This window comes from Natronoarchaeum sp. GCM10025703, from assembly GCF_042661985.1.
Classification (GTDB): domain Archaea; phylum Halobacteriota; class Halobacteria; order Halobacteriales; family Natronoarchaeaceae; genus Natranaeroarchaeum.
In genome coordinates, this window is record NZ_JBHSZF010000002.1 from 267,759 (window position 1) to 290,684 (window position 22,926).

The following is a 22,926-nucleotide window of genomic DNA, read 5'->3' on the forward strand; positions in this document are numbered from 1 at the left end:
GTCCACGCCAACGATTCTCATAAGATAACCAACGGCCTGTCGTTACGAAAATGGAAGTCGGCCACACGGCTTTGATTTTACATAAGTACTGTCGTAAATCTATCCCGGTGTCCGGGTGAGCAATTATTGATATAGGACCCCGAGAAGCAAGATACAGCCGTGTTGTTTCCGGTTTGGGCCGCGTCGACGACCACGAGTACGTGCCTTGCCGTTATGTATCACGGAACGGATTGATCGGCGGCACGCAACAAAGAGATCATCACGAGATTTCTATACTGGGAACTCTCGACGGATTTTTGGTCAAATATTGACATCGTTACCAGTATAGGGTTCAGATACCGATTGTTGGAAATTCACCGCTCATATACACTACAAACATCGACTATTCCGCGATATCTTTTTATAATCCTACTCGATAGTGAGACACACGCAATGTCGGGTGCCACTAGATCACCAGATCAGTTCGTTCAGAACCTGATGGACGAGCACAAGTCAACAGCCGAACAGCTCGCAGACGAGTACTACAATGACGAGTATTTCGACCGACTCGGGGGCCCGAGGCCACGATCCATACGGAGTTCCCAGCATTCGCCTGGAAGGGGTTCTATTACGGACTGTTGCCGCCCGTCCGTCAGATCGACCTGATTTACCGGAGAGGCGATCCCTACTACAACGATCGGAAGCTCATCGTCGGACTCGGTAAGCAGATCCAGGACGAGATCAAGGACGCGCGTGTATTCTCGAACCTGTCCGCTCAGTTTGGCGTTGACGCCGACAACCGCGCCTTCGACAGGACGGATCCGGAGACGTCGATAGACCTCGGCGAACTCGCGAACATCGCGATGCTCGGCAACTCCGAAACGCTCGGGCCCGAAGAGGAGGGGCCCGAGGCGTTACGTGGGAGCATCTCGCTGGTTGGTCGCGGGAAGTACCGGAGGTCGAGTTCGTCGACCCGGACACCGGCGGGGGAACGTCGCTCACAGTTACACCGTCGGCGCACTGGCTGTCGTCGTCGACGTCGATCCGCGAACCGGCGATATAGACGTCGCCATCTGTGAAGACATCGGGAACGCGATCAACCCGAGGCTCGTCGAGGGGCAGGTGCAGGGAACGATCGTTCAGGGCCTCGGTGAGACGCTGGTCGAGGAGTACGCTTACGATGAGGATGGGAATCTACAGAACGGATCGATGCTGGAGTATCATCTCCCCACGGCGGCCGACGTGCCGATGATAACCAACATGGAGAAACTCGAAAATCCCGATCCGACGACCTCGCATGGGCAGAAAGAGGTTGGCGAGTGTCCACTGGTCCCGGTCAGTGCCGCCATGACGAACGCCGTCTGTGACGCGACGGATATTCGCTTCACGTCGCTTCCCCTGACGCCACAGCACGTCTTACCGAAGCAGTGCAAGCCGATCTGCGGGAACTCTGAACAGCGGTTTACAGGAAAACATCGAATGTTGTTCGCAGCCGCGATGATCGACTACTCGTCCGATGGAGAGTCTCGTGGATGGATCGGGGTATCCCGATCACGGAGGTGGGCTGGCTTGCAGTCGTTGTGCACGGTTAGGACCTCCGAGACGATGCTCATCGCTATCTGACTGGGCTCTCCACCACCGAGAGCCAGACCGATCGGCGCGTAGAGCCGGGCCAGCTCGGCATCGGAAATCGGGCCCCGCCCGTTTTCCAGTGCGTCCCGGATCTCTCCAAATCGCTCCGACGGACCCATAATCCCGATATACGGCGTCGGCGTATCGAGCAGACAGTCGACCGCCAGCCGATCGTCGACGAGGTTGTGACTCATCACGACCGCGTACGTCTCCCGGTCGAACGAGAGCGTCTCGGTGAGGCGAGGTGCTGTGGCCGAAACAACGCGGTCCGCACACGGGAACTCCTCGGCGTTGGCGTGGCCGCCCCGGAACGTCGCGACCGTGACCCTGAAACCAGCCCGTTTCGCGAACTTCGTGACGGGATAAACGTCGTTCCCGCTGCCGAAGACGTACAGGTCTGGCGGGGGCCGAATCGGATCGACGAATAGGCGCAAATCCTCGGATTTCGCCGGGAGAGAGAGTAGTTCCGATCTGTCGCCAGCGACACTGTCCTCAACTCGCTTGCGGATCCGCTTGTCAAGCCACGCCGGGCGCTCGGCAAGTGCATCGAGGTCCCCGTCCGGAACGTAGAGTCGATCACGGACGGTTCCGTTTCCTGCCGACCCGTCGATCAGAGTCAGTGACAGGCCAGTACTGCCGTCTATATACCCGTCCACGAGGCGACCGAACCGGTCGTCGAGCGGTTCGAGGAGCAGATCGATCACGCCGTTGCAGCCGAGTCCCAGCCCCCACTCGTCGTCGGTAAGGTCGAACCGTTCAGAATCGTGGCTCGTCTGAGGCGCGAACGTCCTCTGCGAGTCGAAGCACCTCGTCCTCGATGCATCCTGCCGTAATGCTGCCCGCACCGGACTCGTCTGTGACGAGCATCTTCGCTCCGGGACGGCGGTAGCCGTTCCCGTCGACGGCGACGATTGTCGCCACTACGCCGGGCGTATCCGTCGCGAGCGCGTCTTCGATCCGCGCCATCACTGTCGGTTCCGAAAGACTCCAGTCGTGGGGCTGTCCTGGGTGTTCACTCATATCTTTGTGGTGGATCCGGGGGACTGATTCTGTGATACATTGTTGTTTGTTCTTCCCCAGTCGGTATTATTGTTTTCGACGAAGCCATTGCTTCGGCTCGCGTGCATGGCCCGTGGGATCGATCCGTCCTGATCAGTGTCGAGAGCGACGTCGACGTCACCCTCGACGACGGCGACAGCAGATCCCCCGGACGAACCACCAGCGAGGTGTTGATTGCTGTGTGGGATCAGTATCGGTCCCATTGCCGTGGGCACCCCGCTCCCCGAGACCGCAAGCTCGTCCGGGGTCGTTTTTCCAACCACCTCCGCGCCGGCATCGAGAAGCCGAGTGACGATAGTCGCATCGAACGAATGAACGAATCCCTCGAACGCTTTTGATCCGGCGGTCAGTTCGATCCCACCAACAGCGATGTTGTCCTTTACTCCGACAGTGACTCCCGATAGAGAGCCTGTCTCCGCTCCGTCGATCAGACACCGACGGACAAACGCATTGAGTGGGTCTTCCGATGAATCTGGGCGGTAGCCCATTTGTCGATCTCTATGATGAGTCGTGCCCGTAGGCGATGGAGCAGGAAGTGTCTCTAGCTGTTCTAATACGCCCAACTTCGAGCCGATGAGATCAGCGTATTCGGAAGCTTGATCATCAGTTAATCGTATCCCATGTTTTGACGCATATTGTAGGACATCCCCCGATGTAGGTGGTCGTATGAACTGTTGTTCCCAATTCATGTGTAGGACTTACACAAATGATATATAAAGCCACCGGCACGGGCAAGTGTAATCGACGACATCAAGCCCGAAGACACTCAGAGCAGCGGCCAGGGGTGCATAATTTCACCCAATTGATAGTCGATCTACCAGTTCAGCATGATGTAATATCAGTTTATAATTCTGGCAGAAACGCTCGGATGTCGCGCGTCGAATATCCCTCAAACTGCCTGCTCCAAAGATCCCCGCTCGCGATAGAACTCGGATCGGATGAGCCGCGGCTCTGATCCACACAGCACCCACCGGCACGGGAGAGCTAGTGCTTCGAGAGTCTCTGAACCGCTTGTCTCGCTGGTACCGTCGAGTTTCTCCGTAGCTTCAAATACCGTGCAGAACAGTAGTGGGATGCCCCAGCGACCGAAATTAAGGTAGCTCCCCAGATATATATGATTCGTAATCGAAGCACGGAGTATGGACCGCCAGGCCGCACTCAAGGAGACTCAGTGGGAGTTGTGAGATGCAGGGGTTCGTTCGCCGATATCTGCTGGTCGTGGTCCGGTTTTTCCCCTTCGCCGTAGCCTTTCTTCGTGACCGACACCGGTTCATCTTCGTCGGTTCTCCACGCCGGGTCGACGACCAGCGACATCGTCGCAGAGCCGAAAAACTCCGAGACACGCTACTGGAACTCGGCCCGGCGTTCATCAAGATCGGCCAGGTCCTGTCGACACGTCCTGACATCGTCCCGCCGACGTATGCTGCGGAGTTCGGAACGCTTCAGAACGAAGTCCCCGAAGTGGCTGGCGGCGACCCGAAGACGGTCCTGCAAGAAGAGCTCGGCGACGTACTCGACCTCTCTGCCGTCGAGCCCATCGCCGGAGGGTCGCTCGCCTTCGTCTATTCGGTCACCTACGAAGACGAACGGATCGCCCTGAAAGTGCGCCGGCCAGGCGTGAAATCGATCATCGAACGCGACCTACGTGTCGTTCGTGGTCTACTGCCACTGATCAGCCCCTTCCTCCCGGAACGCCAGCGATACTCGGTGCGGAATGCAGCCGACGATTTCGAGGAGGTGATTTTCGACGAACTCGATTTCGACCGGGAGCGGACGATCATGACCGAAATTCGGGCGAACTTCTCCGACGACGAACGAGTCCTGATTCCCGACGTCTATGAAGACCTCTCTTCCAAGCGCGTGCTGGTCATGGAGTACCTGACTGGTCGGAAGATTACTGATGACGACGCGTTCGACGGCGTCGACGTCGAACCAAACGAGATGGCGACTCGAATGATCAAGATCTATATGCAGATGGGAATCGTCGATGGCGTGTTTCACGCCGACCCCCATCCGGGGAATCTCGCCGTCACTGAGGCGGGCCAGTTACTGATCTACGATTTCGGGATGAGCGAACGGCTCTCAGAGACAGTCCAGGAGGACATTGTGGGGCTCTACCGTGCGCTCGTCCGGCGCGATGTCGACACGCTTGTCGACGCGCTGATTGCACTCGATGTGCTCGAAGCGGGTGTCGACCGTACCGAGGTCAGACGTGTCCTCTCCCTCGTCATCGAGACGTTAGAGGGCCAGTCGGAAGTCACCTGGCGTTTGATCATCACCGAGTTGACGACACAGCTTCGGGACTTTCCGTTTCGTCTCCCGCCAAACGTGATGTTGTTGATCCGAGTTGGGACCGTCGGCGAAGGCGTCTGTCGTCAGCTCGACCCGGAGTTCGATTTTCTTGCGGCCGTTCGGTCGTTCCTCATCGAACAGGGCCTCATCGAGAGCGAACTCGAGACGCTCATCGGAGAGTCGTGGGGCGATGTCCAGCAGTCGATACCCGCACTGGCACGCATTCCTGCCCGCCTCGATCGAACGCTGGATCAGCTGGACCGGAGCGAACTGGTCGTCCGAACGAAGCCCGTTGACACACGCGGTCGGGGTGACCCGCACCTCGGCTACGCCGTCCTGCCGGTGCATTGACCGTCACCGCCGCCATCGTCACGATATACGACCCACTCTACGCCGTCCCGTCCGGACTTCTCGCCGTCATCTTCCTGCTCGTGTATGTCGCTCGCCGTCGCTTGTGATAGCGCAAAGTCGTCCACTCGAACTAAGACATAGGACACGAACAATATTATACTATGTTAGCTATGATACGTGATGAGAAATATATTTTAAATGTTTTGTTAACCGTATATTTCATATTTGAGCGTCTCGGTCGAAACCCTTGCTGAGAAACGTGACAAGCGAGTAACGCAGGGTCAACTGTATGCCTCCTGAAGTGACAATGTGGGGGTAGACCGCTGGTAGAGGGCGAAGAAGTCACTACCCGAGCACTCGCCCTCCAACTCCATCTCGATGAGGACGGGCAACTACGTCTGTGCGATATCTCTCTTGAGTCCGCCGTGCGAGAAACGAAACTATCCGCCGGGTTTGCATTAACCAACAAACCTATCATACTGGTGTCTGTTGTTGGTTAACAGAGGACGGTCTCCAATGTCCGAGGAACAACCGACACCGCCGGCGGATCTCCCTGACGATGTCGTCGATACACTCGACGAGGCTTCCACCGAACGTCTCCGAGAGATTGCCGAGTACGCGGAGGAGCTAGCAGAGTATCATAGCCGAGAACCAAGTTCTGGCGAGGACGACAGAGTGCAAGACCCGTCCGAAGATCGTCCCGACGAGGTCCCATCGAGAGCGACGGTGACGATCAAGGAGATCAACGACAACCGATACTACTACTGGCAGTGGCGCGATGGAGAGACGATCCGGTCCCAGTACAAGGGGCCAGTGGACTCAGATTGACATCCTCCCCACCCTAAAGGACGGGGCTTTCTCCTTGAATTTCCGTAACAGGAGGAGTTTTTGGGGCTACTGTATATGTGAGGTCCCGACGGAAAGAACAGTATGCGTCCGAGTTCACTCATGCTGTTAGCGCTAGCACTCTCGGGATGGGCAGGGGCACTCATCGCACAGGTGAAAGCCATCCGGGCGGATAGTGCGGAGGCAAAAACGAACTGGACAGCAACACGCAATCGGTGTCTGCTTCTGTCGAGCGTCTCGATGAACTCGCTGGTGCTGAAAACCATGTATCGGTACACAAAACGGCTCAGGCGCTGAGGAACGCACTTGGACGATCCGATTTCGGTGTTCTACCAGGCCTGCTTCGTTGGTAGCAATGTTAGCTGATTACAGGCGGTAAGCCCCCTTCCTCAAGGAGCCGCCAACGGCGGGGAGTAGGCAGGGGTAGTTCACCGCGTACGGATCTGAGCATCCAAACATGATACTCTGGTAAAATGTCCTGTTTCGCATCAAAATGTACATGTGGATTGTTACCGAAGTGCACAGTATGAGGTATTTCGTGACCGGAGCCACGGGATTCGTCGGGACAGTCCTTGTGGACCGACTCGTGAGCAATAGCCACGAGGTAATCGCGTTAACTCGCGACAGCACCAATGCCCGCCATCTCTCCGAGTCGGTTACGGTAATCGAGGGAGACATTACCGACAAGGGGAGCATGCGTGAGGCGATGGACGGCGTTGACGGTGTGTTCCACCTCGCTGCTTGGTATGAAATAGGGCCGGGTCCATGGAACGAAAACACTGCCGAGCGTATCAATGTCGACGGGACACGGAACGTCCTCGAATTGATGGACGAACTCGAGATTCCGAAAGGCGTCTACACAAGCACCGTCGCGGTGTATGGAAATACCGGCGGCAACTACGTCGACGAATCGTATCGTTCCTCGAACGCGTTCCCGACGGTCTACCAGCAGACGAAATGGCGGGCGCATTACGAGGTCGCGGAGCCGATGATGGAGGACGGGTTGCCACTCGTGATCGCTACGCTGGGGGCGATCTATGGACCGGGGGACAAGGACTACGGCGGCACTCCCCGAACTGCCTTTCAGGGACATCTCGAGCAAGACCTCTCCATGGTCCCGGACGATTTCGTGTTGCCGTGGGAGTACGTCGAAGATACGGCTGCAAACCTCGTTCGAACGATGAATGACGGAACGCCTGGGGAGGAGTACATCATCACCAGCGACCCACGGAGCGTCGCTGAAGTGCTCCACATCATCGAAGACCTGACGGATATACCGGTACCTCGGACGGTTCCAGGGACGTTCTTTTACTGGTTGAGCCGTGTCGTCAGTGTCGCCGAAGCGGCTACACGACCTCCGGAAGGATTGAAAGTGAACTGTTGGAGTTCTTCAGTAGCGGCGAGGTTCTTGTTGATAACTCGAAGGCCAGACAGGAACTGGATATCGAGCATCGGCCGCTGGAAGAAGGGATGCGAGAGTACGTCGAATGGGAAATGGAGCAACTGGGAATGGAGATGCAGACAGGACGAAAAACGCCCGCGTAAGATCTGTTCTGTTTCAGTATATGGACTTGCTAAACGAACTGAAAAGATTTTTTGGTCGAGATCGTACGTGATTCGTGTAGTTGCCTGAAAACTGATTAACCACGATCATCTCGGCTTGGTTTCAGGCTCGATATACACCTTCCGGGCATCCGGGTAGGCGTGGGTAATCGCCTCCTCAATACCGTTGATACGGGTGTCGATTTCCTCGGTACCAAGACCCGAATCGAAGACTACGTCTGCGGTGACAAGCACGTTATCAGGGCCGAAGTAGACAGTCCGAAGATCAATGAGATCTGTCACACCGTCCGACTCTCGGACGAGCTCACGAAGCCGTTGTTCTTCGGACTTAGGGAGGCTTTCGCCCAACAACAGACGCTTGTTCTCCCACGCCAACGCGACGGCGAATCCCATCAACATGATCCCGATAAGCAGGGCAGCCGTCGCGTCGTATATTGGATTGCCGGTGAAATCGGAGAGGAATACGCCGACCAGAGCCAATGCCAACCCGACCAAAGCGATAGTGTCCTCGGTAAAGGCTGTGAGTGTCGTCACATTCGACGTTTTCTGGAACGCCTCAACAAGCCCACTCCAGCCGTGCTCATCAATGTCGGCTTGCATACCCGCGTATGCCTTCTTGAAGGCCCACCCCTCAAACAGTATTCCACCGGCGAGTACGGTGTAGTTCACCCAGATGCCGGGGAAAGAGAAACCGAACTGTGTCACAGTCCCAGCCAGTGCAGCCGACTCGTGATGCAGGACAGCGTTGTACCCGTGTTTCGCACTCTCCCACCCCGCAATTCCGAATAGGAGCACCGAGACGAGGAAACTGTAAAAGAATTGGGCTTTCCCGTACCCGAATGGATGTGCACGGGAGGCTGACTTATCTCCGTACCGGATGCCGATCAGCAAGAACACCTGGTTGCCGGTGTCGGAGATAGAATGGTATGTCTCCGAGAGCATCGCGGGGCTTTGAGTGAGAATAAAGCCGACGAACTTCAGGATAGCAATAGCTCCGTTCGCAACCAGAGCAGCGAGTACGACTGATTTGCTACTTGCCACTGGACAATCGTTCGGCCGTACACCTCAAATAACTTTCTCGGTTATTCGGGCCTTTCCGAGGAACTTGCGTTTCAGCATCTCTTTATTTTCGCATATATACTGAAATCTATACTGAATAGACGGTATCGGTCTGCTGAGCTCACCCTCTGTATCTTACACGCGGTTTCTTACACGACGTAGGTCAGTCGGTACTCTACGTCGGTATGTGGGTCATGTAGGAGGACTGCAACCGAGTCAGCATATATCACTTGCGGGGGACTTCAACAGAGCCACCGATTCAGACCTTTTTGGCTTCCTCAGAATCCCGACTCGAGGAACGCGAATCCATACGTAAATAGGCCCCGACGTAGCCGCCAACGCCACTCAGTGCGACGACCATCGACAGCAGCCAGAGCCCCACGTCATACGTCGGTTCCTCTGTCGTGTCTCTCCCGACGGTAACGAGGAAAAAGGCGCTGATCAGCAGGTTGATCCCGGCCAGTATCGCGGAAAGGACCTGATCGGCTGGCTGTGTGACGAGGAGGGCAATTGCGATGATCAGAAAGAGAAACCCGGCTCCGACTCGTTGCCGTACGTCGATCTCTCTGAAAACGGCCATCTGGAGAGTATCGAATCGACGCTTATAATCCTATCAGGCAGTTCAAGTGCGCAGAGAATAGTCTGAAGAGACACGAAGACGCTGCGGCGTCGAACGTACGATCTTCCCTCGGTGGCGGTCGGTGACACAACCATGGCACAAACACGACAGGGGCAACTTCCCCAGAACCTGACGCTCCACGTGGGCGAGGAGGAAGCGATACTGGAGCGAATTGCTGAGGCGCCAGCACGGACAGAGTTGGTTCTGACGCCGGTGGAGCTACATCGACGGAACATGCAGCGGCGGCTCCGCGAGTCACAGACGCCGAAGCAGGGAGTCGAGTTTGCCGATCCGACGGCGGTCGGCGAGCGGCTACTCACCACTGCAACGCTGTCGGCGAGTACGCTCGACCGGATCGATCGGCTGTCGGTGATCCGCGCGGTGCTTGCAGACGAGGAGGTGTCGATTACGCCGCCTGCCGTCCCGTCGGACGCCCGGACAGTCGAGCAGATCCGGACGGAAGTCGAGAGCGTGACCGGCTTTCACCCGGTACGACTCGACGCCATCCAGGACGTTGCCGAGGGGCTTGTCGCCCCCGTCGACGCCGACGCGATGGAACTCGTCGAGGTAGCGGTCGACATCGAGCGAGTACTCCGACAGCGTACTCCGAAGGCGGTCTCCGAAGTCGAATCGGTCCGGCGTGCGACGAGGGAGCTGCTCAGGTCGGACGGGGAGGTCTGGGACGCGGCGTACCCGGCGGTAGAGCGTGTCTCGCTCGCTGGAATCAGCAGCATCCCGATTGCCGATATCGACCTGCTGCACGCGCTCCTGGATTCGACGTCCGTCCCCGTCGATATCTACTGTCGACGCGGTACTGGGTCGTTTCTCTCGCGCCGCGTGGCCGAGATGCTTGACGTGGCTCAACCGGGAGCAGTGGTGTTCGAGTCGTGACGCCAGCGGACCGTCTCGCGCTCGCGGAGCCCCTCGATGACGCCGACGTACCAGTCGCGGAGATGGAGGCGACGACCCGCCGGGCAGAGGCTCGCGCCGTGATGGCGACCGTCGCCGCGCTCAGGGGCCAGGGCGTCCCTGTGCGCGATATCGCCGTCGTCGCGCGTGATCTCGACGGCTACGAAGCACCGCTGTACCGGGCGGCGATCCAGTACGGACTCACGCCGGTGTTCTGGACACAGCTACGGGTCACGCAAACGCGTCCGTACGCGCTTGTCGAAGCCGTGTGCGAGACGCTCGACGGCGGCGAACCCACCGCGGAGACGCTCTGCCGACCGCTCGAACACCGATGGAGTCCGGCGTCCGAAACGACACAGCCGTGGCCCCTCGATCCGAAGGACGTCGGGGCGGCAATCGAGGCGTTACCCGACGGTTCACGAACGCTTACGGAGTGGCGTGACGAACTCGCGGCGAATCCGACAATCGACGAGCGGTTCGAGCGCTACGTGGAGTGGCTCGACGACTGTCCCGAACCAACACCGGAGGCTGTCACTGACGTCCTCGACGCTGTGATCGACACGTACGAACAGCGCGGCCTGCCCGTGACGAAGGCAATCGATACGCCGGCCCTCGCAGAGACCGAACAGGACGCCCGGGCGGTGGTTCGCGTGAAGACGCTCGTCAGGCATCTGGGCCACAAATACGCGGATCGACTCGAGGAGGGAACTATCGAGCGGTCCTGGAGTGCCGTCGCGGAACTGGCGCGGCTGATGGTCACACAGCGCCCGGGGCGGCGAGAACACTCGAACGCACGCGCCGTGGACGTCCTCGAAGCGAACGACGTCTGGTTGCTGGACATTCCCTACGTGATCGGCGTCGGACTGGTCGATGGCGAGTGGCCCCAGCAGACCGACAGTGTGGTGCCGCCGGAACTCCAGGAAGCGATCCTTCGTGGGGCAGGTCGAGCAGGCACGCTTGCGCCACGGGCGGCATGGACCGACGGCCGTGACCGCGATCAGTTCGACGACACGGTACGGGCTGCCGGTGCCGGACTAATACTGACACGGCACACCGAGACGACTGCCGGAGAGGAACGGCGTCCATCCCCGCTACTGGAGTATCTCAGCCCCGAGGTCGTGCCGGTCGACGAGCGCCGGCGACTCCTCAGCGACGATCCGCAGCTTCCGACTGCGGTGCAGGCGATGTGTGAGGCTGTGGAAGGTGAGAAAAACGAGGACCGACGCAATAGCGAGGAGGGCAGACGATGAGCGAGGAGCCGATCCGTCTCGAGAACGCCCAGCAGGCCATCCGGGAGGCGTACTTCGAGCACGAGTCGGGACTGTTCACCCTCAACTGCGTCCCCGGGTCGGGCAAGTCCGTCGTTGCACATCACATCGCCGCAGAGGAGATCCTCCGCAGATACGTCGCAGGCGACACGACGCCCGAGCAACACGTCGCAGTCGTCTCGTTCAACCGGAACGAGGCGTCGAGCATCGTGCCGGAGATCCGCAGCCGTCTCCGGGAACTCGTTGAACACGACCTCGTCCCGGCTGCAAGCCAGATCTCGACCGCCGAACTCGATCACCTGGTACAGCGACTCAGTCAGGCACCACACGTCGGGACGATCGATAGCATCCTGCGGGACGTCGTGAGCGAGATTGCGGCCGATCTCGGCTTCGACGAGATGCCAACCGTCGGTAACGAGGCCCGGTTGCAACGACTGCACGCGACGTGTTACATGCGGGTTCGCGAAGCGCCCGATATCGCACAGCGGCTCGACAGGCTGGAAGCGGCGTATCCCGACGCCGAGTACAAAGACAGTGTGCGCGAGATGCTGACGGCCGCCGTCTCTCACTGTCGGGACCGTCGCCTCTCGACGCGCGAGTTCCGCGCAGAACTCGACGGGACTCTCGAAGACGTATACGAGGGAGGTCGGCCGGAATCGTTCGACGACGTCGTCGCCGCGGTCGAACGCTGCATCGGGACCTCCGGCGGGGCGGGCAGGTACGACGACCTCGACGAAGGCGAGCGCGAGAGGATCCGCGATGCGGATGCACGGCTACACGACGACTGGCAAGCCCGTCTCGACGACTTCTGTACGGTGTTTTCGGCGTATCGCAGTATGTATCGCCGACTCCTCCGCGATACTCACATCGTCTCGCATACTGACGTTGCCTATCTCGTCGACGCCTACTTCGACGGTCGTCTCGACGACCGATTCGAGGACGTGAACGACGCCCATCGCGAGCGGGTCAGAGCGCGCTACCACACACGGGTGCAGAGCCTGATCATCGACGAGGCACAGGATGTCTCGGCGATCCAGCACGCCGCCCTCTCGCATCTTGTCGCAGCCAGTACGCGCGTGTTCTGTGCTGGGGATCTGCTCCAGAGTATCTACCTGTGGCGGCACGCGGACCCGACGCTATTCGAGACGGCGACCGTCGACGGCACCTATCTCGGGCACGACTGGGACGTCCACGAGCACCGGACGGCGACGACGACATACCGGTGTCGGCCCGACGTTGCCAGTGCGATCAACGAGATCGCAGAGCCAGTCCTCACGGATCCAACACGCGGGGATATCGGCGACCTGAACGTGACCTATCCGGGCCTCGACGCCGACCGGGAGCCGACCGACGAAAGGAACGTCCACATCGCCGCGTTCGATCCGATGAGCGCGAGGCCGGACTCCTACGCCTGGGTGGATCCGGTCGACGGGATCGGCGAGGCAGATATTCTGGCGACGCTGCTCTCGAACGGGCTCGGCGACGGAACGTTCATCGACGAGGACGGCGAGCCGCTAGGGATTACCGTGCTGTTCCGGTGGTCCTCGAAGATGGAGACCTACGAGGAGACGTTCGTCGAGGCAGGTCTCAGCGTTCGCAACGCCAGCGAGTCGCTGTTCGAGTGTAACGTCGTCAGGAGCGTTCTCGATGTGTGTAAGTGGCTCGTTGCCCCGATGGCACCGGATCGGACACGCGAGCTCGTGCTGGAGGCACCGCTTGGTCTCGAAGCGCTTGCGGACGAGTTCGAGGCTCACGAGTGGGACATCGACGCCGTCCGCATGGAGTGTGCGCTCACTGACGAGCACCGGCACCTACTCGATGCGTTTGTCGCACTCCGCGAGCGATGCGACAGTTTCCGCTCCCGGCCTGCTGCGGCGTACGTCGAAGACGCCATCGAGCGGCTTGCCCTCCGGGCGGATCCTCACGACATGTTCGAGGTCGAACCGTCCCGGCGCATCGCCAATCTCGATGCGCTCGTCGAGACGCTCGAGGAGTGGGAAGCCGACGACCAACTCACGCCGGCCGAACTCACGGAACTGCTTGACCCGTTCCGCGAGAACGCCCATATCGGGCCGAACCAGCCCAGTACCGCCGAAGCGGACCACGACGTCGAGTTCCGAACGGTCCACGACATGAAGGGGGATCAGGACGACGTGGTCGTCATCGCGAACCCCGGCTTCGATCTCTGGAAGCATGGCCCCCACGCCCAGCGGTTCATTACGCAGGGACGGATCGCAGGGCTCGCCCCGCCAACGGAAGCCGATACACAGTCAGTGAATGCCGACACACCCACGGACATCTCACTGCCGCCGTACCGGAACGGTCTGTACGATCCGGACGACACGCGGGCCCGCGACGTCGGGCTACGCTGGGCGACGGCCCACTGGTCCGACGATTTCGGCGAGTCGAAAACAGCACCCTCACTCGTCGGCCCCGACCGGCTTCGTCGGACGGCGGCGAATGAACGCGCCGAAGGCTGGCGTCTGCTCTACGTCGCGCTCACGCGCGCACGTGACCACCTCGTCATCCCACTCCCGCGGTCGGACCCACACGAGTACAGTCCCCGTGACCGCTGGCTCGACGCGATGCAGGAGGGACTCGCGTTCACCGGCGACGAGAGCAGTGGCTACACCCGTGATACTGCGGCCGAATCGAACGACGACGCGTTCGAGATCGGTATCAACGACGTCACACTCGGTGCCACGTGGTCGAGCGCGACCCCTGCAACCACCGAGGACGTCGCCATCACCGCACCCCGTCGCGACGCGCTGGCTCCGTGGGTACCCCGGTTCGTCAACCCGAGCACGATGTATCCACTCACCGAGGCCCCGGAGGAGTACGTGCTCGATCATCTGCTCGGGCGGGCGCTGCATACGGACACGAACGACGTTCCCGAGGACATCCCCCTGCAGTTCGATCGACTGGGACCGGACGATGTCGGTACCTGCTTGCACGAGGTACTGACCAGGGTCGTCGAACGCGAACTGTCGGAGGACATACTGCGATCGGCAGACGGCGAGGTCCGGCACCTGTTCGACGAGGTTCTCGATGACGAAGCTCCCAGATCCGGCGTCGACGAGCGCGAATCACTGTTTGCGTTCTTTCAGGAGGAGATCCTCGACGAGTTCCTCGGGTCTGCGCTGTGGGAGCGACTCCAGTGTGCTGTGGACATCGCCGTCGAGACACCGATAGATGGACTCGTCACCATCGACGGCGTCGAGGTGGAACTCCACGGAACGGCCGATTTCGTCATAGAAACAGCTAGTGGCGACCGACACGTCGCCGACGTGAAGATCGCCCTTACCGATCTAACGCCGGACACCCGCCGTCGCTACGAGTTGCAGGTCGCCGCCTACGCGTACCTCTTCGAGCAACACGAGCACCAGCGAAAACACCACCACGAGCAACACCGGAAACAGACTGCACAGGTCCGTCGGGCAATCGAGACCTTCGGCGTCGAACGCGATACGATCACGTCGTCGTGGCCGCCAGCGGTCGTCGAACGGCGATTGGCCATGCTGCTGACCTGTGAATGTCAGGTTCATCACTGCCGGATCGAGAGGGATAGCACCGACCTGCTTCGGGGGTGGAAGGCAACGACGCAACTGCGCAGTAAAAGGTACATACTGTACGCCTGATGGGGGAGACGGTTAACGAGGTCAGCAGAGAAACCGTCCAATATGCATTCCTTAAGATGGGGCACACCTCGAAGTGGAGAGCCCCCGTTTTCACATCGATGACGGGGGTGCCGGTGAGTTACACTTCGATGCCGGGGTGTATGACGCGCGGCATACACTTCGACGACGGGGAGTAGCGAGAGAAGTTGTCGCGTGAGATACAATTGAGTTCGTAGAAGTCGAATCTCCATCAATTTACACATCGATGACGGGGGTCTCCCCTCGAATGTACTTCGGAGACGGTTCTAACCGATTCGAGTCGGACCCGCCGAATACAGGGGGTAAACAGAGTATACCGTGTGTATAAACATCGACGGAGGTCAATCTTTTTAACCCTCCAACGTACAGAACCTGTATGGCCGGCAACGATCAGGATGAGACCGCTCGCTCACCCCCTGATGAACAACTCCGTTCGGACCTGGACGACGATGTTGACCCAGTTTCTGAGACGATTCCGGAGGAGGTCGACGAGACAGCCAGCAAAAACCTCGATCCCGAGACCGAGGAGGCGGCTTCTGGGGAAGGAAGCCAACGATCGATCAGGGAGATGCTCGACGACGAGGGAGCGGAGTCCGTCTTCGTCAATCGCGACCTCGTCGAACCCGACACGATCATCGACGAGGAGCGGATCGTCGGACGGGACGATCAACTCGAATCCGTGGTCTCGTTCCTGAAACCGACGCTGCAGGGGAACCGTCCGCCGAATATGCTGTTATACGGACCCGCCGGCACGGGAAAATCGCTCATTATCGGTGCGGTGACCCAACAGATCATCGATCTCTGCGAATCGAAGGGCGAACGCTTCGGCGTCGTCGACATCAACCTCCAACCGATCAACACCCTCGATCAGGCCGTCTACGAACTCGTCCAGACCGTCGCGAGCGATGTCGGTGCGCCGGTCGGTGTCCCCGAGACCGGCGTGTCGACGAAACGGAAGTACCGTCGCCTGTACGAACTCATCAACGGCTACTACGACTCGGTCATCTTTATCCTCGACGAAATCGACCTTCTGGTCGGCCGTCGCGCCAACGACGAACCCGCCCACTCGAAGCTACTGTACCAGCTATCGCGTGCCAGCAACACGAACGAGATCGAAGGCCGTGTCTCCGTCGCAGCGCTGACGAACGACCCGAAGTTCATGCAGGATATCGACGGCCGTGCCGAGAGTTCGTTCAACCCTCGCGACGTCTACTTCCCCGATTACGATGCGACACAGTTGCGCGAAATTCTCGATAATCGCCGGGACGCCTTTCGCGAGGACGCCCTCGAGGACGGCGTGATCCCACTCGTCGCCGCGTTTGCCGCACAGAGCCACGGCGATGCTCGAAAGGCGATCGACCTGTTTCGTGGTGCCGGCGACCTCGCCGACGAGCGTGGCGACGGCGAAGTGACCGAGGATCACGTCCGAGAGTCACAGGAAGAGATCGACAAGGACCGCTCTCTCAAACTCGTCGAGGGACTGACGATGCAAAAGAAAGTCTCGCTGTACGCCACTGCCGCCGTTGCATCCTATTCGAACCAGTCACGAAGCTCGGTTCCGAGTCCGGTCGGCTTCAAGATCTACCAGTGGGTCACCGACGAACTCGATGCCGACCAGATGACCCGCGAAACCTACGTCAAGTACGTCAAAGAGCTCTCGACGTATGGACTGATCTCGACATCTCGAAAAAGTCGCGGTCGTGGCGGCGGCATGTACATGGAGTTCACGTTCACCGGCGATCCCGAGGGCATGATGAACCGCATCGTCGACGATACCCGGCTAGAGGCGATCGCCGAACAGGAAGAACTGCTTCGCACAGTCGTCAACACGCAGCTACGAGACTTTCACGAGCAGTGATTCTTTACGGGCAGTGATTCTTTTCGCGAGCAGTAAATCGCTTCTCCGGATATTCTACGGGTTCTAGGCGTCTTACTCGGGGAATTCGGACGACGTCGTGGGAACACCCCCTCCGTCATCGATGTGTAAACACGAACGAGATGGAACCACTCGTCCCCACACACCCCCCGTCATCGAAGTGTAAACTCGGGCAGTATCACCGCGGAAGACAGATATCGTCGACACCCTCCCCCGTCATCGATGTGTAAACAGCAAGGAAGCAGGGGTGGGGGTCGGGGCGAGAGCGGGAGGGTCGAGGCAGGAGTGAGAGTTCGTTCGTCGAGAACGGGCTGCTAAAGGGCGTCTCGCTGAGGAATACTCCGGTCAAGAGACGAACCGTCGACAGGGCAACGACCAACTGAGTTACTCGGTCTTACTCGGTCGTTCCGAGAATATCTCTTCACTTACTCGTAACTAGGTCTATTACGGATACTGTTCAAGCTCTTGCTATATAAAACCCCGTCAGACTATAGTTACTTTTTAGATAATGTTGAAAACTATTGTCTAGGAGTTCATCGACCGTCTTAACCGTCGATGTCGTTCAAACCGTCGTTCCACACCCCCCTCCCCCCACCCTCCTCTCGTGGTTTTACACATCGATGACGGGGGAGGGAGTGGGGGTCGTTCGCTCCATGCGAGTTTGTTTGTGACGTCTCCCGAAGTGACGTCTCTTGAGTAGTCGCTCTTATGTAGAGCTGCGGAAAGCCCCGATAACAAGACAGTCAATGGCTGAATCGACGGATTTACCAGATAGATTGAGTGAGCGGATAATGCCGAAGGTGTGAGCGGCCTGTTCCAAGCCCTGCTTGGACAGGCCGCGGAACTTCTGCAGCCACGGCTGGACAAGCGAAAACAGGCATTCAGCCTGGTTAATATGGATGCCTTCGGGCGATACGTATCTCTCCTTGTGAACGACTGTTTGGTGATCAAAGTCCATTTGTCGGTACGCTTGGAGTCCGTCGGTCCAGACCTCTCCCAGCGGCTGGGAGAGGTCTTCAGCCTCTTGAATCACTGGTTCAAGATTGCCTTCGTAGTCGATGCCGAGTTGGCCGCGAATTACCCGAAGCGAGTCGCGGCATGCCGCGACGAGCGTCAGCTGATCACCATGCCGTCCCCGCCAGCGTGATCGGCCTGTCTGGGACGAGCCGCCGCGAGAACGACTGTTTCGCGGCGGCTCTTGGCCTTTGTAGCCCGAACAGACTCTACCAGACTCGTCGACTTGTGTTGGTCCGTCGATGGTCTGGTTGAGCAGTTTCCAAACAACGGGGAAGCCGCGCTGAACCGTGGCTTCCACCTCTCGAATCGCCGTGTGAACGGTTTTGTAGGCTCGGCCGAGGAACGGCGCAATCTGGTTGATACTGAGCAGCGTGTCCGCGTAGAGTGTGAACGCGAGAAGCACCTCACCGCAGGAGAGGTGCTTCTCGTGGAATGGCGTGCCGTGGGTGAAAACCGGCTTAAAATTGCAGTCACGGCACCAGATTCGGTCGATTCCCTCCCACGTGACGATGCTCTGGTGACCGCACCGTGGACAGGATGTATTCTCCCAAAATTCCTTGAGTCGCCGCTCGATGCGGGCATCAAGCGGCTCGGTATTGATTTCGATGACGCCCAGCTCAATCAGCTGCCGAAACATCCCGCCGAACGCTGGCTGAGCAGAAGCCATATCGCCAAATTAGCGTCGGTTTAGTGTAACTATACGGTCTTTCCGCAATTCTACATAAGAGCGATTCCTGGTGAACGCCGCCAGACTCGTCTCGTGGGTCCCAGCGAGTTCCCGACGAATCTCCGTCCGATCCCACCCTAGCGATGAGAGGAGGCTCTCGACGGCTCTGACGAGTTGGGTCTCGTAGTACGAGGCGTCGTAGGTCTTGACGTCCTCGTGAGCCAGCGCGACACGGGCACGAGTCGATTTCTCGTCGTCGACGACCACGTACTCGATATCCTGCCCCGGGTGGACTGCCAGATCTTGCTCCCGAGCCCGTTTTAAGGCCGCCATGTTCTGGGTATTCTGCGAGTAGCCTTCCAGCGGCTTGGAAACACGATTTCGCTCGACGAGTCGCTCCACTGCTACGGTGTCCGCCTGTAGTTCGTTGATTGCTCGTTCGAGACGCCCGATTACGGCGTCCGGTGACCGCGTGGCATCGAGAATTTTGAGACAGTCCCGCTGGACGTCTTCGATGAACGACGGGGTCGACCGTTGTCGGGCTTCGATCCCGCGGAGTTTGAACTCGTCCTCACCGGCGACTTTGCCGAAGTACTTCGTCAGCGCGCCGGCGTCGCTGTCGCGCTGTGGGACGAACGCCACCCAGTCGTAGTGGGCTTCGTGTTCGAGCCGTATCTCGACAGCCTCCGTGATCGCCGTCGCGAGGATGTCGAGATCCTCGCGGTCATCGTCGTCGACGTCAGGATCCGGCGTCACCCAGATCGAATCGACGATGCCGTGGACGACGCGCCAGCCGCCGGCCTCCAGGCGCTGTTTCGCGGTCAATAGGATCTCGCGAGCGTACGCGTTGATCGCCTCGTGGCACTCGATTCGGCCGAATTTGGCGTTGCTGAACCCCTGGTAGCCAAAGCAGGCGACGAGGATCCACTTGAGCGCGCCCGAGCGCCCGTCGAGTTCTGCGAGCCGTTCCTGATCGGGCTCCTCACGCTGTTGTTCGCGACGGATCTCGGCCTTGATCTCGTCGCGAGCGTCGATGATCGGCTGGAGGACGTCGACGAGGTAGCCCCGCTCGTCACAGATCGAGTAGCCGAGTTCGGGCACGTCGTTGCGACCCGTGTGACAGTCACACCGGATCACGTCCGGCGAGACGTTCCGCGTGCAGATGATGTTCGGATAGAGGCTGGAGAAGTCGAGTTCGTGGACGTCCTCATGGAGGCCGACCTCGGGGGCGAAGATGAACCCGCCGCGGTCGGCGTCGTGGAGCGTTCCCATCGGCTTGTAGAACTCGTGGCGCCAGGAGTTCCACGGCACCAGCACGCCGCGGTCGTGGGCCTCACAGATCTGGATCGCGGTGAGGACGTTGCCGATTGACGCCCATGCGAGTTCCTGGACTGGCTTTTTTGATCGGGAGACGAGATCGAGCGCGCCGTCGAGGTTCGTCTCGCCGTAAAAGAACGTGTTCGACTCGTCGATGATCGCCCGGCCGGGCACGTTGTACCGGGCGGGGGAGTGGCCGACGCGGCCGTAGCTCGAATACGTCGACCGACTCGCGAGCCGTTGGTAGTCGACGCCGGGCCACCGACTCAGCGAGAACCCCTCGTTGGCGTCCGTGGCCATTTCGGACAGCGTCGGGATGATCTCGCTCGTCGAGCAGATCAGGATATCCGGGTCGTGTATATCGAGTGCCGCCTGGACCGCGGTCAGGATGTCCTCCGGTGGTCCCACGACGCTTTCGCCGCCGACGGAGAGTTCCGTGTAGGTGTCACCACCCGTTTCGGTCATCGGCACACCCAGTCGGAGCGTGGACAGGTCCGCCGCTGGCGTCGGATCGAGTCCATTCTCCAGACAGTACCGAAACTCCCGGGAGAGGTCGACGTTGAAGCAGGCGAGATCCCCGACCGGCGACGTCGATAGCTGGCGCGCCTGCCGGGCCAGCGACGTGACCCGGTCGATGTGGTCGACGTCGACGGCGAGTACCGCTTCGTCGTCGCGACGGAAGCCGGGACGCCGGTCGAGCACTTCGGTGCTGACGACGTCAGGATGGCGCTCGTACACTGGCTGGAGCCTCGTGATATCGCCGGCGGCATCGGGTGATCTGGGTGCGACGTAGAATCGCGGCGTGTAGCTGTCACACTCGGTTGCGACGGCGCCGTCGGCCGTCGCCGCCCATTCGAGGACACGGCCATCGTCGAGAAAATCTATCGTGAACGGCATGACCCCCGGACTCCTTGCACATATCATGCAGTAGAGAACTGTTCCGGATGAGTGCTGGCGTGTCGCTTCCACGTTTCCGGAATCAACAGCTACGGGGAGTGTGCCAGCCATGGACCGACGTCGCGTCCGCAAAACACCCACATTATTAATTATATTAAACTCGAATTTCAACTGGGATGAGCACCGACGAACATACCCACAGTACGGAGGATCATGATCACGAACACCATGAAGTCGAGGGGCCGGGGTATCCGACGCCGGCGGCAATGCGAACCGAGAGCGGTCGGGAGAAGACGGCCTACGTGATGGCACCACGAGTCGGCATGGAGAACGCCGGACCCGACTTCGTCGGCATCGTCGACCTCGATCCGACATCGGACACCTACAGTGAACTTATCGACACAGTCGAGATGCCCAACAGGGGCGACGAACTCCACCACTTCGGCTGGAACGCCTGCTCGTCGTCCTGTCACGCCGAGGGGCTGTCTCGACAGTATCTGGTCGTCCCCGGCCAGCGGTCCTCGCGAATCCACATCATCGACGCGGAGGACCCGCGCAACCCCGAGATGGTGAAAGTCATCGAACCTGAGGAAGTGTTCGAACACGACCTGTCAGCACCGCACACCGTCCACTGTGTCCCCGGCGGCAAGGTCGTTATCAGCATGCTCGGTGACGCGGAGGGCGAACTCCCCGGTGGCTTCCTCCAGTTAGACCAGGACGACTTCAGCATCGACGGCCACTGGGAGGCCGACCGTGGCGACATGGAGATGAACTACGACTACTGGTACCAGCCCCGGCACGACGTTCTCATCTCCAGCGAGTGGGCCGCGCCGAACACGTACTATCCGGGCTTCGACCTCGAAGACGTCGAAGGAGGAGAGTACGGCGACAGCATTCACATCTGGTCGTGGGACGACCGCGAGCATCTCCAGACGCTCGAGTTCGGCGAGCAGGGCCAGATCCCGCTCGAAGTTCGGATGAGTCACAACCCCGAGGAGACGCAGGGATACGTCGGAGCGGCGCTGTCCTCGAACATCATCCGCTTTTACGAAGACAACGGCTCCTGGGACTGGGACGTCGTCATCGACGAGGAGCCACGCGAACACGAGGACTGGGACATGCCAGTCCCACCGCTCATCACGGATATCCTGCTGTCGCTGGACGACCAGTACCTGTTCTTCTCGAACTGGCTCCACGGTGACGTGCGGATGTACGACGTGAGTGACGCGGCCAATCCGCGACTGGTCGATCAGGTGTGGGCCGGCGGCCTGTTCGGCGACCGACAGCAGGTACAGGGCGAGGAGATTCGCGGCGCACCGCAGATGCTCCAGTTGTCCCGGGACGGACGGCGACTCTACTGGACGACGTCGCTGTTCTCCTCGTGGGACAACCAGTTCTTCCCGGACATCGCTGACGAGGGGTCGCTGATGCTCAAGGCCGACGTCTATCCCGACGAGGGACGGATGGAACTAGACGAGGAGTTCCTCGTCGACTTCGGCGACGCGCCGGGTGGACCCGCACGCGCTCACGAGATCCGCTGGCCTGGCGGCGACTGCACGAGCGACGTCTGGCAGTAGATGGCCGCCACCCACGCCGTCGAACTCGTCTGGCCGGACGGGCGGACCGAGACGCTGCGAGTCGGGGACGACGAGACTGTCGTCGACGCGGCGAACGAGGCCGACGTGGCGGTTCCGTACGGCTGTCTGTACGGTGCCTGTGGCACCTGCACCGCAGCACTGCTCGACGGCGACGTGTCCCACCAGAAGCCCGCGCGAGCGCTGAAACCCCGCTCGCTGGACGCCGGGTACGTGTTGCCCTGTATCGCCACGCCCGACTCCGACTGTCGACTGCGCGTCGGTCACGAGATTCAGGCCGAAGTCGTCGGCACTCCCTGGAAGTGAGCGAGGGACTCCCCCTGG

The 22,926-nt window shown here is 59.8% G+C and carries 17 protein-coding genes and 1 pseudogene; 11 read left to right on the top strand and 7 right to left on the bottom strand.

Annotated elements, in window-relative coordinates; all coding sequences use genetic code 11:
• The first annotated feature begins 617 nt into the window (after window positions 1-617).
• Both ACFQH2_RS18430 and ACFQH2_RS18435 read left to right on the top strand, forming a co-directional pair.
• Window positions 618-1,058: a hypothetical protein gene (locus ACFQH2_RS18430; RefSeq protein WP_377050855.1), complete on the top strand. Its 441-nt coding sequence runs from the start codon at window positions 618-620 to the stop codon at window positions 1,056-1,058.
• Window positions 1,000-1,602 carry a molybdopterin cofactor-binding domain-containing protein gene (locus tag ACFQH2_RS18435; RefSeq protein WP_377077129.1) on the top strand — a complete coding sequence of 201 codons (603 nt, stop codon included), beginning with the start codon at window positions 1,000-1,002 and terminating at the stop codon, window positions 1,600-1,602. The genes ACFQH2_RS18430 and ACFQH2_RS18435 overlap by 59 nt, the downstream gene beginning before the upstream one ends.
• Here ACFQH2_RS18435 and ACFQH2_RS18440 read toward each other — a convergent pair.
• Genes ACFQH2_RS18440 through ACFQH2_RS18450 form a run of 3 tightly spaced genes read right to left on the bottom strand, consistent with a single transcriptional unit; the run spans window position 1,485 to window position 3,359 of the window.
• On the bottom strand, window positions 1,485-2,315 hold the full coding sequence (locus tag ACFQH2_RS18440) for an XdhC family protein (protein WP_377077092.1): 831 nt from the start codon (window positions 2,313-2,315) through the stop codon (window positions 1,485-1,487). The genes ACFQH2_RS18435 and ACFQH2_RS18440 overlap by 118 nt on opposite strands.
• 52 nt (window positions 2,316-2,367) lie before the next feature.
• Entirely contained in the window at window positions 2,368-2,631 is a 264-nt protein-coding gene (locus ACFQH2_RS18445) for an XdhC family protein (RefSeq protein ID WP_377077093.1), read from the bottom strand.
• Entirely contained in the window at window positions 2,628-3,359 is a 732-nt protein-coding gene (locus ACFQH2_RS18450; RefSeq protein WP_377050695.1) for an amidase family protein, read from the bottom strand. The genes ACFQH2_RS18445 and ACFQH2_RS18450 overlap by 4 nt, the downstream gene beginning before the upstream one ends.
• Before the next feature lie 496 nt (window positions 3,360-3,855).
• On the opposite strand from ACFQH2_RS18450, the pseudogene ACFQH2_RS18455 reads away from it, so the two are divergent.
• The 3 genes and pseudogenes from ACFQH2_RS18455 (at window position 3,856) to ACFQH2_RS18465 (ending at window position 7,792) form a co-directional block, all read left to right on the top strand.
• Window positions 3,856-5,420: pseudogene (locus ACFQH2_RS18455) on the top strand (ABC1 kinase family protein).
• 409 nt (window positions 5,421-5,829) lie between these two features.
• Entirely contained in the window at window positions 5,830-6,141 is a 312-nt protein-coding gene (locus ACFQH2_RS18460) for a hypothetical protein (RefSeq protein ID WP_377050699.1), read from the top strand.
• A gap of 544 nt (window positions 6,142-6,685) precedes the next feature.
• Complete coding sequence (locus ACFQH2_RS18465) at window positions 6,686-7,792, top strand: NAD-dependent epimerase/dehydratase family protein (RefSeq protein WP_377077094.1); 1,107 nt, start codon at window positions 6,686-6,688, stop codon at window positions 7,790-7,792.
• Between the two features lie 17 nt (window positions 7,793-7,809).
• Here ACFQH2_RS18465 and ACFQH2_RS18470 read toward each other — a convergent pair whose 3' ends face one another.
• Window positions 7,810-8,763: a cation diffusion facilitator family transporter gene (locus tag ACFQH2_RS18470; RefSeq protein ID WP_377050703.1), complete on the bottom strand. Its 954-nt coding sequence runs from the start codon at window positions 8,761-8,763 to the stop codon at window positions 7,810-7,812.
• Between the two features lie 277 nt (window positions 8,764-9,040).
• A complete protein-coding gene (locus tag ACFQH2_RS18475; protein WP_377050705.1) occupies window positions 9,041-9,361 on the bottom strand; it encodes a hypothetical protein in 321 nt (106 codons plus the stop codon).
• Window positions 9,362-9,493: 132 nt separating this feature from the next.
• Between ACFQH2_RS18475 and ACFQH2_RS18480 the strand changes: the two genes are divergently transcribed.
• From ACFQH2_RS18480 to ACFQH2_RS18495, 4 genes are all read left to right on the top strand, one after another.
• Complete coding sequence (locus tag ACFQH2_RS18480; protein WP_377050707.1) at window positions 9,494-10,291, top strand: hypothetical protein; 798 nt, start codon at window positions 9,494-9,496, stop codon at window positions 10,289-10,291.
• Window positions 10,288-11,559, top strand: a complete 1,272-nt coding sequence (locus tag ACFQH2_RS18485) for a hypothetical protein (RefSeq protein ID WP_377050709.1) — start codon at window positions 10,288-10,290, stop codon at window positions 11,557-11,559. Before ACFQH2_RS18480 ends, ACFQH2_RS18485 begins: the two co-directional genes overlap by 4 nt.
• Entirely contained in the window at window positions 11,556-15,215 is a 3,660-nt protein-coding gene (locus ACFQH2_RS18490; protein ID WP_377077095.1) for a UvrD-helicase domain-containing protein, read from the top strand. The genes ACFQH2_RS18485 and ACFQH2_RS18490 overlap by 4 nt, the downstream gene beginning before the upstream one ends.
• 586 nt (window positions 15,216-15,801) lie before the next feature.
• Entirely contained in the window at window positions 15,802-17,091 is a 1,290-nt protein-coding gene (locus ACFQH2_RS18495) for an orc1/cdc6 family replication initiation protein (protein ID WP_377050849.1), read from the top strand.
• 724 nt (window positions 17,092-17,815) lie between these two features.
• Here the strand turns inward: ACFQH2_RS18495 and ACFQH2_RS18500 are convergent.
• Window positions 17,816-18,793 carry an IS1595 family transposase gene (locus tag ACFQH2_RS18500; RefSeq protein WP_377050713.1) on the bottom strand — a complete coding sequence of 326 codons (978 nt, stop codon included), beginning with the start codon at window positions 18,791-18,793 and terminating at the stop codon, window positions 17,816-17,818.
• Between the two features lie 9 nt (window positions 18,794-18,802).
• Window positions 18,803-21,007: a type B DNA-directed DNA polymerase gene (locus tag ACFQH2_RS18505; RefSeq protein WP_377050715.1), complete on the bottom strand. Its 2,205-nt coding sequence runs from the start codon at window positions 21,005-21,007 to the stop codon at window positions 18,803-18,805.
• Window positions 21,008-21,183: 176 nt separating this feature from the next.
• Here ACFQH2_RS18505 and ACFQH2_RS18510 point away from each other — a divergent pair, with 176 nt between their 5' ends.
• Together ACFQH2_RS18510 and ACFQH2_RS18515 are read left to right on the top strand one after the other, a co-directional pair.
• Entirely contained in the window at window positions 21,184-22,584 is a 1,401-nt protein-coding gene (locus tag ACFQH2_RS18510; RefSeq protein ID WP_377050717.1) for a selenium-binding protein SBP56-related protein, read from the top strand.
• A complete protein-coding gene (locus ACFQH2_RS18515; RefSeq protein ID WP_377050719.1) occupies window positions 22,585-22,908 on the top strand; it encodes a 2Fe-2S iron-sulfur cluster-binding protein in 324 nt (107 codons plus the stop codon).
• Window positions 22,909-22,926: the final 18 nt, after the last annotated feature.